The sequence below is a fragment of the Chloroflexus sp. genome (genome assembly GCF_049970315.1).
Taxonomy (GTDB): domain Bacteria; phylum Chloroflexota; class Chloroflexia; order Chloroflexales; family Chloroflexaceae; genus Chloroflexus.
The window spans coordinates 86596-99644 of sequence record NZ_JBMFNE010000002.1 but is presented as its reverse complement, the minus strand read 5'-3'; the positions used below and the strand labels follow the sequence as shown (position 1 = coordinate 99644).

The window sequence follows — 13049 nt, the reverse complement described above, 5'->3', positions numbered from 1 at the left end:
CAACCCCGCTAACGCTTGAACGCTTCCCATCCATCAACAACAATCTCGCCGCCGGCGATCCGGGCGAACTCAGGGCGGCTCATTTTATCACGATCCGGCGGACGCGCAATGAAATCGGCGATGCGCAACTGGGTTGGACTAAGGTCGAGGGCACAGATAATTGCCGTAGGATCACCCAACGCACCGGCATGCACTAACCCACGTAGCCGCCCCCAGACCACAACACTGCCACCGGCAATGATCTCGGCACCGGGATTCACATCGCCGATCAAGGTGAGGTGACCGGTATGACGCAAGACTTGACCCGAACGCAATGTACGCATGACCATCAAGGCTTCAGATTCCACCACCGGAGTCGGTTCGGTATAGCGCGGTAGAGGGCGTGTCGCCAAACCGGCCGCCCGCGCCGCCATCCGTGTTGTTCGTTCCGACGAATCAATCGCGGTTGCTTGCACCCCATGCTGGCGGATCAAAGCCAGCATCTCTTCGAGCTGCAACGCAGAGACTTCACGCTCACCAAGATCGATCACCAGACTGGCACCGTGAAAGAAGCTGCGCCGTTCACTAAGGTGATGGTCGAGCCGACGCAACAGTTCCGACCATGCAGCGTTGGCATCTAAACGAAGCCGTAGCCCATCGCGGCTGCCTTTGATGGTAATCAAGTCGCTCATGGTCATCCTAATCTTATAGAACGCATAATTCTAGCCAATTATAGCACAGGATAGCGGCAATTTCCTAATGTCACTGAGCAGAGACACGGTCAAACCTGCTCATAACGCAAACCTGCACCATGGAGTAACCTTTTCTGGTATAATAGTACACGGAAATGTTTTCCGTATTATGAAAGGAGGGTTGTATGGCCACCCCCCACCTTCCGGCCGGTGTAACCATCACCGCACCCATCACTCCAGAGTACGCCGAGATTCTCACCCCTGAAGCCTTAGAGTTCCTCGCTACCCTACATCGTCGCTTTAATGCACGTCGGCTTGAATTACTCGCCCGCCGTACTGAACGGCAACGAGCCATCGACGCCGGTGAACGGCCTGATTTTCTTCCTGAAACGGCCCATATCCGCGCAAGCGATTGGACGATTGCACCCTTCCCTCCTCAACTCAACGACCGCCGCGTTGAAATTACCGGTCCGGTTGACCGCAAGATGATCATCAATGCGCTCAACTCAGGGGCGAAGGTCTTTATGGCCGACTTTGAGGATGCGAATACGCCAACATGGCAAAACCAGATCGAAGGACAGATCAATTTGCGTGATGCTCTTCGCCGGACGATTACCTATACCAGTCCTGAAGGCAAGTATTACGCACTCAACCCCAATCCGGCGATCTTGTTTGTCCGCCCACGCGGCTGGCATTTGCCGGAAAAGCATATGCTGGTCGATGGTGAGCCGATCGCCGGTGCTATCTTCGATTTCGGCCTCTATTTCTTCCACAATGCACAGACGGCTATTGAGGTACAGGGCGGACCATACTTCTACCTACCCAAGCTCGAGAGTCATCTGGAAGCACGGCTGTGGAACGACATTTTTGTGCTGGCCCAAGAATTGCGCGGTATTCCACGAGGGACGATTAAAGCGACCGTGCTGATCGAAACGATTCTGGCTGCGTTTGAGATGGACGAGATTCTCTACGAGCTACGTGAACACTCAGCCGGCCTCAACTGTGGACGTTGGGACTATATTTTCTCGTGCATTAAGAAGTTTCGCAATGACCCCAATTTCTGTCTCGCCGACCGCGCGTTGGTCACAATGACAACGCACTTCATGCGTTCGTACTCGCTGCTCGCGATTAAGACCTGTCATCGGCGCGGAGCGCATGCCATGGGGGGGATGGCCGCGCAAATCCCGATTAAGAACGACCCGGCAGCAAATGAAGCAGCGTTAGCAAAGGTGCGTGCCGATAAGGAGCGTGAGGCAAACGATGGGCATGACGGTACGTGGGTGGCTCACCCTGGCCTCGTCTCTGTCGCGATGGAGGTCTTTGATCGCCTGATGCCCACTCCCAATCAGATTAACCGCCAACGCGATGATGTCCACGTGACAGCCGCCGATCTGCTGGCCTTTGGCCCGAGTGAACCGATTACCGAGCAGGGACTACGGCTCAACATCAATGTCGGGATTCAATACCTCGGCGCATGGTTGGCCGGTAATGGCTGTGTGCCGGTCTTCAACCTGATGGAAGACGCGGCGACTGCTGAAATATCGCGCGCTCAGATCTGGCAGTGGATCCGCAGCCCGAAGGGAGTGTTGGAGGATGGTCGTAAAGTGACCGTGGAACTGTTCCGGCAAATGCTTCCCGAAGAGCTGGCGAAGGTACGCGAGATTCTCGGCCCGGCCTACGAAGATGGTCGCTACGAAGAGGCCGCCGAACTGTTCGATGAAATCACTACCGACCCAAACTTCGTCGAGTTTCTGACGTTGCCGGCGTATGACCGTATTCCGTAATACGGTTTGGTGATGGTCATCTGAATACGCCGAGCCGGTAAGGGACATTGTAATTTGACCACGCGAGCGTCTCCCTCGCTTGCTCTTGTTGCGCTGTGCTCTCTAGAATGTACTGCATGACACAGGGAGGATGGTATGCTGCGCTCATCGTGACCTGGTCAGGTGCCCCCCTGTCATTTCGAGCGGAGCGAGCAATCTACCGCTTCAACGCACTACAAAGATGTCTCGCTGCGCTCGACATGACACGGGGAGGATGGTATGCTGCGCTCGACATGACACGGGGAGGATGGTATGCTGCGCTCATCGTGACCTGGTCAGGTGCCCCCCCTTGTCATTTCGAGCGGAGCGAGCAATCTACCAACCCAACTCACTACGATGCCCCCTTGTCATTTCGCGCGGAGCGAGCAATCTACCAATCCAACTCACTTACTCTATCCACCTTCTGTCAATCTTTTGTCAGGTAATTTTCCGCTGGCAACCTTATCAACTGAGTGTTACAATATTCAGTAACTCGCTGCACCTACACAGACAAGCACCGCACTCGCCGATGTGCAGCCTGCTCTATCAGTTGGGCGGTGTCATCGTAGTCACCCGCCCCTACACGACGAGGTGACCTATGACCAATTATCTGATTGCCGGCGCAGCGGGGTACATCGGCTCGCGTCTGGCAGCGCGCCTCCTCACTGCTGGCCACCGCGTGCGCGGTCTTGTCTATAGCGCTGAAGACCCCGTGGTCGAACGCCTCGCCTCTTTAGGCATGGCAGTCTGGATCGGCGATCTTACCCGCCCTGAAACCATCGACGGCATCACCGACGAGATTGAGGTCGTGTATAACCTCACCAACCGTATGCCAATCGATGGCTCTACTCTTCTTCGCTCCCTCTACGTTGACGGGAATCAACACTTGATTGCTATGTCGGTGCGAGCCCGCACGGTGCGTGCCTATGTGTGGGCTTCCAACGCAGCCCCTTACGGCGATCATGGCGAAAAGTGGGTTGATGAAGATAGCCCAATCGCGCCGTCATACCCGCTCGGCACAATCCTTGCAACCGCCGAGCAGATTATTTTGCAAGCGGTGCGAGCCTATCGCTTCCCGGCAATAATCCTGCGTATGGCCACCGTCTATGGTCCTGACCGTGATCCACTCGAAGCGATTGCCAGCGGCCAACTGACTATTTACGGCAACGGGCGTAATTTTATGCCTCATATTCACATTGATGATGCATTAGAGGTGTTGATCCGTACCGTCGAGATGGGGCAGATCGGCGCCATCTACAATGTTTGCGATGATGAACCGCTCCGCCTGATCGAGATCGTGAGCGAAGTACGTCGCCGGCTCGGTATGCTACCACCACGCACGTTTGACCCACAAGTGGGACTGCGGGCCGGTCTTGATCGCTCGGTGATCGGGGCGCTCACTTCATCGGTACGAATGAGTAACGCGCGAATGCGTCACGACCTCGGTATCGAACTTCGCTATCCGAGTCTACGGTACTGGATCGATGAGCGCTTACCGCTCGAATTGGCCGTCGGTGTGTAGTGGTTAGGATGGGATGGTTGCGACGCAAAGGGTGACTGATGCCTCAAAGCAGCAACCCTTTGCGTCTTTATATCAAGCAGAACGCCGTCTTAGCCACCAACTGTAACTACCACGCCAGATCAACAAGAGGGCCACTACTGTCAGAAAGGTAACCAACGCAAAGCTGAACGGACTTGAGCGGCCAAGTTGCCACCAGCGCAATCCGAGACCAACCGGTAGGGCAAGCAGCCACGCTACCAGCGTCAACCCAACCATCTGCACCGGCGGCTGACGACGAAACAAGCCGAGCCATGGCGCAACGACCAGCCAGCCGATGAAGAAGGGAAGGGCAACCCGTATCGCGGCAAGGAACGGGTTTTCATCAATCAGACCATGCGAGCTGCGGCCAAGCAGCGCAAACACGATGAAGACAATCGCATCGCCACCGATCAGAGTGGCACGCTCCGACCACGCCGTCGTAACAACATGACGATTGGTCGCTTCCATATCACTATCCACCTCTTCTGAGCAACATGGCTCTCTGCACTCAATCTACCCACGTACAGCATAGCACTATTGCTTCAGCGCTTGCAACTCACGCACCAATCCCTGCTGCTGCCAGTTCGCCAAGCGCAAACGTAATGCCAGCGCACTGGCAATATTCCAGAGGACGGCATTGCCTAACGCCGGGTCGTCCTCGGCCAGCGCTCGCAACCGTTCGCGTCGTAACGCTAGCACCACTACGCCATCCTCACCCGCCCGTAGATCGGCACTACGGCGTCCACCATCGAGTAATGACATTTCACCGGTAATCTGACCGGCGACCACCGTCATCAACAAGCGTTGACTGGTCGGATTACCATCGATCGGCGGACTCCAAACCTCCAACGTCCCCTCTTGTACCAGATAGAGATCGGTCGATTCTTGATTCATACGATCAACCAAAGCACGCGGCGGGTAGCGTCGCCGTTCGAGATGGGCGGCCAGCCGTGTGCGTTGGGCCAGACTGAGACCATTCCCGAGCTGCGAATTGACCAAAAACTCGGTGATCTGGGTCGTCATCTCTGCCGGTTGCACCAAAGTATCAGGTTGACTAATGAGTGAGGGTAAGCCGAGATAACTGGCGATATAGCGCATCGTGACCTCTGGCGTCTCAAAATGGGGCCAGTGCCCTGCCTTCGGCACGATCCGTAAATCGGCATTCTGCCATTCATCGGCGACTACGCCGGCATCACGTAAAGGAACCGTATTATCTTCAGCTCCCCAAATCACCAACGCTGGAGTCTCAAGTTCACGGAGACGGCCACTCAGATCCTGCCGACGCATCGCGACAAAACATTCCGCCCGCACCCGACCCTGCCCCGGCCGCCGTGCATCAGCTCGCAACCGCAAATAATCAGCTTCACTAATTGCTGAGCGTTCGGCAAATGACGCCGGTTTCATCAAACTATCGGTGACAGACAGCATTGATGGTTCGAGCAACGACAACAACCGACTAAAGAAGGGAAAACGCTCCATCATCGTAATGGGCGAGACAAAGGTGTTGATCCAGAACGAGAGCCGACCGGAAATGGTTGGACAAATCAAGACCATGCGGTCAACTAACTGGGGCACTTGCAGCGCCAACGTCGTACTGATCATGCCACCCATCGAGTGACCGATCAAGACGGCCGGATGTTCACTGAGACCGGTAATCAGACGCCCAACCAGTTGGGCATAGCGGCCAATCGTCGCTCGCTCACGTAGCGGCGGTGACTCACCGTAACCGGGGAGATCGATTGCGATACACCGAAACCGCCGACTCAGCAGGGGAATGAGTGGCGACATCGCAAACGACGAACTCGACCAGCCGTGGATAAGGATGACAATTTGGGCGTGACGCGGTCCGACATCAAGTGCGTGTATCTGCGCACCATCAATTGAAAAGACTTCCATAGTGTTACCCGCCACGAGCTGTACCCGTTGTGTGGTATCATACCAGTACACGGCTGTATCCGTCTATAACCTTATAATCTCATTTTGCCGAATTACGGGCGTATTGTGGATTACGAAACGTTTGCGAATGAGCGAACCGACTAATCAATCTGCCCCTCCACTCTACATTGTTTCCGGCGGCGCCGGCGCCGTTGGCGAACAAGTCGCGCGCCTAACTCTCTCACAGTTTGAAGGCGCCGAAGTCCCACTTATCATTGTGCCGAATGTACGAGATCCCGAACAGATCGCTGAAGTCGTTGCGCAAGCCGCCCAGCAAAACGGCACCATTTTGCATACGCTCATGGAGCCGACCTTACGCCGTGAGCTGATGCGTCTCGCGCGCGCGATGGGCGTTGCCGAGATCGATCTCGTCGGTAGTGTCCTATCACGATTGGCAACCGTCCTCCAAAAAGAGCCGCTGGGAAAACCCGGCTTATATCAAGCCCGTCGTTCAACCTATTTTGCCCGGTTGGAGGCAATTGAGTATACCGTTGCGCACGACGATGGCAACAAACCCTACGAGCTGCATCAGGCTGATATTGTCCTGGTGGGTATTTCACGGGTAGGTAAAACTCCACTGAGCATGTATTTGGCCGTCCTCGGTTGGAAGGTGGCGAATGTACCACTGGTGCGTGAAATCCCATTGCCCGAAGCCCTGTTACAGGTCGATCCGCGTCGGGTCATCGGTCTGATCGTCGAAGCGGAGCAAATCGCCGCCCGCCGCCGCTGGCGGCAACGCCGGATGGGCATCAACCTGGGTAGCACGTACACCAACCTTGAAGCGGCAATTGATGAAGTGGAATGGGCACGTCGCATCTTCCGCCAGCATGGCTGGACGACGCTTAACGTGACCGATAAATCGATTGAAGAGAGCGCTGACGAAATTATTTCCCTGATCTCGCGTCGGTTCCACCCAACAGGATAAACCGACTGCGTTGACAGTTGTGATTCAGCGCGGTATAGTTGCGCTATCTACCATTGTTCGCGTTTGCACAAGCTGAATACCATGATCTGCGATGGGGCAACAATACTACACAAGATGGGGGCCCATTCGTGTCGCTGGTACGACTATCTTCTCACCTGTAGCACATATCACGATGCTACAGGGTGCAATCGTATTGTCTTCCGCCACCTTGTTTAAGGAGGAAACAGGTTATGTCAAAGAAATGGGTCTACCTCTTCCGCGAAGGAAACGCAAGCATGCGCGATCTCCTCGGCGGAAAAGGCGCCGGTGTTGCCGAAATGACTCGTACCGGTGTCCCGGTGCCTCCCGGTTTTACGATCACCACCGAAGCGTGCAATGCCTATTACGAGAACGGTCAACGTTTTCCCGAAGGTATGTGGGAACAGGTCCTCGAAGGTCTCAAGGACATCGAAGCCCAAACTGGTAAGCGCTTCGGTGATCCGAATAATCCGCTCTTGGTATCCGTTCGCTCAGGGGCAAAGTTCTCCATGCCCGGTATGATGGATACCGTGCTTAATCTCGGCCTCAATCAGCAGACCCGCGAAGGACTAGCTCGCCTCACCGATAATCCCCGCTTCGCCGCCGATGCCTACCGCCGTTTCGTCCAACTCTTCGGAAAAATTGTGCTCGGTGTTGACGGTGACCGTTTCGAGCACGAGATGGAAGAAGCGAAAGGACACGGCCAACGTCAAGACACCGATCTGACGACCGAAGAGCTGCTCGCCTTAGCCGAGAAGTTCAAGGCGATTATCAAGGAGGACGTTGGAGTTGATTTTCCTGAAGACCCCTTCGAGCAGTTACGTGCAGCCATCGCTGCTGTCTTCCGTTCGTGGAACGGTCGCCGTGCGGTTGATTATCGCCGGGTGAATAAGATTCCCGATAACCTTGGAACGGCGGTCAATGTGCAGGCTATGGTCTTTGGCAACATGGGTAACGACTCGGCAACGGGTGTTGCCTTCACCCGCAACCCGAGCACCGGCGATCCAGAAATCTTCGGCGAGTATCTGGTCAATGCCCAGGGTGAAGACGTTGTTGCCGGCATTCGCACCCCCCAACCAATCAGCAAGTTGGCCGAGGAGATGCCGGAGGTCTATGCCCAATTCCACGAGATTGCCAAACAGCTCGAACGTCATTACAAAGACATGCAAGATGTTGAATTTACCATCGAGCGTGGCAAGCTGTGGATGCTCCAGACCCGTACCGGCAAGCGCACCGGCCCTGCCGCGGTGAAGATCGCCGTCGATATGGTACGTGAGGGGCTGATCGATAAGGCGACGGCAGTTCAGCGGGTTGATCCGCATTCACTCGATCAGTTGCTGCACCCGATGATCGATCCTGAAGCCCGCAAACGAGCCAAACCGCTCACCACCGGTTTGCCCGCTTCGCCGGGTGCTGCTTCTGGGAAGGCCGTCTTTGACCCCGACGAGGCCGAAGATCTGGCTAAGACCGGCGAAAAGGTGATATTAGTACGGATTGAGACGGCGCCCGAAGATTTTCACGGTATGGTCGCTGCTCAAGCCATTCTCACCGCGCGGGGCGGTATGACCTCCCACGCTGCGGTTGTCGCCCGTGGTATGGGTAAGCCGTGCGTGGCCGGAGCCGGTGATCTGCGGATTAGCTACGCCGATCAATTGATGACGGTTAATGGTACAACCATCCGTAAAGGTGACTGGATCACGATTGACGGTGGAAGTGGTGAGGTCTTTGCCGGCCAAATGCCGACGGTTGAACCGGAGTTATCGGGTGATTTCGCTACCTTGATGTCGTGGGCTGATGAGTTTCGTAAACTTGGCGTGCGTGCCAATGCCGACATTCCACGCGATGCCCGCGTCGCCCGCCAGTTTGGGGCTGAGGGGATCGGTCTCTGCCGCACCGAGCACATGTTCTTTGAAGGTGACCGCATCGATGCAATGCGTGAGATGATCCTCGCCGATACACCTGAAGAGCGGCGCGCGGCACTGGCGAAGATCGAGCCACTTCAGCAGGGCGACTTTGAAGGTCTGTTCCGTGAAATGGCCGGCCTCCCGGTTACCATCCGTACACTTGACCCACCGCTGCACGAGTTCTTGCCGCACGATGACGAGGAGATTGAAGCACTCGCTGCCAAGCTCGGCGTCGATCCTCACAAAGTGAAGGCTCGTGTCGAGAGCTTGCGTGAAGCAAACCCCATGCTCGGTTTTCGCGGCTGCCGTTTAGGCATTCTCTACCCCGAAATTACCGAGATGCAGGCTCGGGCCATTTTCAAAGCCGCTGTCAAGGTTAAGTCGGAGGGAATCGACGTTCACCCCGAAGTGATGATTCCACTGGTTGGGTTTGTCAGCGAACTCAAACTCCAAGAAGAGATCGTGCGCCGGGTGGCATCTGAGGTCTTCGCCGAAAGTGGGATCGAGGTCCCGTATCTCGTCGGAACGATGATCGAGTTGCCACGGGCTGCGCTGGTCGCCGATGAGATTGCTCAGGTCGCCGAGTTCTTTAGCTTCGGTACCAACGACCTTACCCAGACCACGCTTGGCTTATCACGAGACGACTCGGGTCGCTTCCTGCCGGCGTATGTCGAGAAGAAGCTCATCCCTGATGACCCGTTCCAGACCATCGATCAGCGTGGTGTTGGGCAATTGGTGAAAATCGGTACTGAACGTGGACGCACGGCGCGCGCGAACTTGAAGGTTGGCATCTGTGGTGAGCACGGTGGTGATCCGGCAAGCGTCGAGTTCTTCCACCGCGTCGGTCTCAACTACGTCAGTTGTTCGCCCTACCGTGTCCCGATTGCCCGCCTTGCCGCAGCTCAAGCAGCGTTAGGTGAGGCAAAACGCGATAAGTAGGTTTCATCTTCAACCACGTTGCGAACGGCGAGGCTCACCAGAGCTTCGCCGTTTGTCGTGATTTTATAACCCAATCTACGCATCCCTCTCGGTATAATGCGATCCAATCAGACGCAACACATACCGGTCGTGATGCGTTGACGATCGTTCGTAGTTTCCGATGTCCATGAGGTCACATTATGTCGCCACTGCCAATTGTTGCCACCCTCCTCCATTACGCAACTACCGAACCGCTCCGACCATGTGTTGTGGTTGAGAATCACGTAATAACGTATCGTGATCTTGCAGCAGCATCTGCCGGCTGGGCCGCCCGCTATCGCGACCTCGGCATTGCGCATGGCGATCGTGTCGCGTTGGCTCTGCCCAACTCACCGGCCTTTCTCGCTGCCTACTTCGGCGCTCAATTGGCCGGGGCAGCCGTCGTTCTGGTGAACCCACAGTATCGCCACACCGAACTGAGCCATCTGCTCTCCGATGCTGAACCGCTCATCGTCGTTGCAACTGACGAGAACGAAGCGATCTTGCGTGAGGCAATGACGGCTCCACACTCACACATGATCAAACCCGACACATCACGGTGTGGTACATCACCGGCGGACCCGACTGCATTTTCACCGCCGGCTGCCGACGATATGGCACTGATCGCGTACACATCGGGCACCACCGGTCGAGCCAAAGGAGCAGTCCACACCCACGCCAGCCTTGCCGCAAATTGCGATGCGGTTATCCGCGCTTGGTGCTGGACCGAGGCCGATCGTTTACTCTTGATGTTGCCACTGTTTCACGTCCATGGACTAGGTGTAGGTGTCCATGGCACGATCCGAAGCGGCGCGAGTCTTGAATTGCACGCACGATTTGATGCCGAACTGGCCTTGCAACGCATGGCCGACCCGGCTATTACCCTCTTTTTCGGCGTACCTACTATGTATGTGCGGTTGATCGAAGCAGCACGCCAGCACGGCGTTCCTCGTCATCGCATGCGACTGTTTGTTTCCGGTTCGGCCCCACTCAGCCCGCAGACCTTTGCCGATTTTGCTGCTCTCTTCGGACAACCCATCCTCGAACGCTATGGCATGACCGAAACGGGAATGAATTTGACCAATCCCTACGAAGGCGAGCGCCGCCCCGGCAGTGTTGGCATGCCATTTCCCGGTCAAGAGGCTCGAATTGTCGATCGGACAACACGCCAACCGCTACCGGCAGGCGAGGTTGGCGAGATCCAAGTACGCGGACCACACCTTTTCCGTGGCTACTGGCGTAATCCGCGTGCTACAGCGGCTGCGTTTACTAACGATGGCTGGTTTAACACCGGAGATATCGGGTTCGTTGATACCGATGGCTATGTTCACATTACCGGTCGTAGTCGTGAACTCATCATCAGTGGCGGTTACAATATCTATCCTCGTGAAGTCGAGGAAGTTCTCGCCCAGCATCCGGCAGTCGCTGAATGTGCCGTTTACAGCCAACCCGATCCCGATCTCGGCGAAGTACCGGTGGCCGATGTAGTGATACGATCAGGCATCCATACCACAGCACAAGAACTGATTGATCATTGTCGTCATCAACTGGCTGCGTACAAACGGCCACGCCAGATCCGCTTCGTCACGGCATTACCACGCAATGCCATGGGGAAGGTACAACGTCATCTACTCGGAATCGATCCACCCGTAGCCGAGGAACAGCGATGAGTGATCTCGATGATTACGAAGGCGATCCGGCTCTCAACCGTGAGCGCCTGAGTGAACTGTTAACCGATCAGCTCGAAGAGCTGGCCCGCACGATCCATTCGCGCGATCAACTGGTGCGCGCACGTGCGGCCAGCCGACTGGTCAATCTTGAGGTCGATCCTGATCTGGTGTTACCGACCCTGCACCATCATTGGCCGGCCGTGCGTGAAGTTGCCATCGAAGCGATTGGGTATACCAGTAAACCGCTGAGTCCTGCGGTCATCGATGCCTTATTAGCAAGTATCGATGACCCGAAACCGTTTGTAGCCGCCGCGGCAATCCGCACGTTAGGACGAAAACAGATCGCAGAGGCACGTGAACAAATCACAGCTTGTCTCGATGATCCAGATCCTCCCATCGTTGCTGCCGCCATCGCCGCACTTGCCCGCCTTGGTGATACCACGCTCGCTGTAGCCATTCCCAACTTTCTCAACAGCCCACACCTTGCCATCCGCATCGCGGCTGCCGAGGCGGCGGGAATGCTGCATACCCCGGCAGCCGTCCCTGGGCTGTTACGCTTGCTCGAAGATTGCATAACGGCGTGGCAGGAAACTCAGCCCCATATTCCCAGCCGAGCGGCAAGTGTCGCAATGCAGGCATTAGCGCGCTTACGTGCCCGCACGGCGATACCACTCCTCGTTGAAATTGCCCGCTATGTCGTCGGCCTACGAACATTAGCAGTGCGTACTCTCAACCAACTCCAAGCGGTTGAAGCCGCTCCGGAGATTGTATCACTCTTGAATGAAAAAAGCATTCATCTCTCACACGAAGTTATTCGTTTGGTGAAGATGGCCGATTATCGAGCTGCACTCCCGGAACTACGTGCTCTTCTCCAACGCTCTGCCCCCAACCGACGGTCATTGACGATCCAGATTATGCAGATTCTGGTCGAATGGAATGACCGGGCGAGTATGCCATTACTTGCCCAATTGGCTGAGAGCTTTCCCAACGCCGAAATTCGTCATCATGCGGCCCGCTGCCTCACCATCCTAGAGCAAGTGACCACTACATCCGAGGAACCATCGCCACCGTCGCCAGATCCTGCACCAACGGTGTTATGGAGTGAACGCCTCCGCAAACGACAAGAGCGGATCGCATCCGTCAGCGTTGGGAGCATCGTTGAGGGAACGGTGTTGCGCGTATTGAGTTATGGAGCAGTGATCGATCTCGGTGGGATAGAAGGGTTTGTTCACGTGCGCGACATCGACTGGCGTTGGATCAGCGACGCACGCAACGTCCTGCAACCCGGCCAACCGGTCCGTGCGATGATTACCAACATTGACCGGCAGCATCTGCGTATCAATCTAAGCATCCGCGAACTCACCCCTGATCCGTGGGCAAGTCTCTCGCAACGCCTTGCCGGCGGCATGACGGTGCAAGGCACTGTTACCGGTATCACCGGTTTTGGTCTGTTTGTCGAACTCTTACCCGGCATCCAAGGTCTCGTCCATATTAGCAAAATTCCGGCGAAGCGCCGACCATTACGTGAATGCTTCCCACTCAGTAGTCAGGTGATGGTCACGATCCTCGCGATCGATAACGAACACCGACGCATTGCGCTGAGTGTTAATGAATGAACTGCAATAAA

At 55.9% G+C, this 13049-nt stretch carries 9 protein-coding genes; 6 read left to right on the top strand and 3 right to left on the bottom strand.

The genetic code is table 11. The features are described from left to right. Window positions 1-8: 8 nt before the first annotated feature. The gene (gene minC / locus ACP5OT_RS01695) at window positions 9-671 is read right to left on the bottom strand and encodes a septum site-determining protein MinC (protein ID WP_424674630.1); all 663 of its coding nucleotides are present in this window, start codon (window positions 669-671) and stop codon (window positions 9-11) included. A 185-nt stretch (window positions 672-856) separates the two neighbouring features. Here minC and aceB point away from each other — a divergent pair, with 185 nt between their 5' ends. Further along, entirely contained in the window at window positions 857-2455 is a 1599-nt protein-coding gene (aceB, locus tag ACP5OT_RS01690) for a malate synthase A (protein ID WP_424674631.1), read from the top strand. 616 nt (window positions 2456-3071) lie between these two features. Continuing rightward, window positions 3072-3995, top strand: a complete 924-nt coding sequence (locus tag ACP5OT_RS01685) for an NAD-dependent epimerase/dehydratase family protein (protein WP_424674632.1) — start codon at window positions 3072-3074, stop codon at window positions 3993-3995. A gap of 72 nt (window positions 3996-4067) precedes the next feature. On the opposite strand, the gene ACP5OT_RS01680 is transcribed toward ACP5OT_RS01685, so the two are convergent. Both ACP5OT_RS01680 and ACP5OT_RS01675 read right to left on the bottom strand, forming a co-directional pair. Further along, entirely contained in the window at window positions 4068-4481 is a 414-nt protein-coding gene (locus ACP5OT_RS01680; protein ID WP_424674633.1) for a DUF3054 domain-containing protein, read from the bottom strand. A gap of 66 nt (window positions 4482-4547) precedes the next feature. Continuing rightward, a complete protein-coding gene (locus tag ACP5OT_RS01675) occupies window positions 4548-5909 on the bottom strand; it encodes an alpha/beta fold hydrolase (protein ID WP_424674634.1) in 1362 nt (453 codons plus the stop codon). Window positions 5910-6036: 127 nt separating this feature from the next. Between ACP5OT_RS01675 and ACP5OT_RS01670 the strand changes: the two genes are divergently transcribed. The 4 genes from ACP5OT_RS01670 to ACP5OT_RS01655 all read left to right on the top strand — a co-directional run bounded on the left by ACP5OT_RS01670 (window position 6037) and on the right by ACP5OT_RS01655 (window position 13038). Beyond that, complete coding sequence (locus ACP5OT_RS01670; RefSeq protein WP_424674635.1) at window positions 6037-6873, top strand: pyruvate, water dikinase regulatory protein; 837 nt, start codon at window positions 6037-6039, stop codon at window positions 6871-6873. A 230-nt stretch (window positions 6874-7103) separates the two neighbouring features. Further along, on the top strand, window positions 7104-9734 hold the full coding sequence (gene ppdK / locus ACP5OT_RS01665; RefSeq protein ID WP_428112726.1) for a pyruvate, phosphate dikinase: 2631 nt from the start codon (window positions 7104-7106) through the stop codon (window positions 9732-9734). A gap of 179 nt (window positions 9735-9913) precedes the next feature. Continuing rightward, the gene (locus ACP5OT_RS01660; RefSeq protein WP_424674637.1) at window positions 9914-11422 is read left to right on the top strand and encodes an acyl-CoA synthetase; all 1509 of its coding nucleotides are present in this window, start codon (window positions 9914-9916) and stop codon (window positions 11420-11422) included. Continuing rightward, window positions 11419-13038 carry a S1 RNA-binding domain-containing protein gene (locus tag ACP5OT_RS01655; RefSeq protein ID WP_428112724.1) on the top strand — a complete coding sequence of 540 codons (1620 nt, stop codon included), beginning with the start codon at window positions 11419-11421 and terminating at the stop codon, window positions 13036-13038. The genes ACP5OT_RS01660 and ACP5OT_RS01655 overlap by 4 nt, the downstream gene beginning before the upstream one ends. Window positions 13039-13049 lie beyond the last annotated feature (11 nt).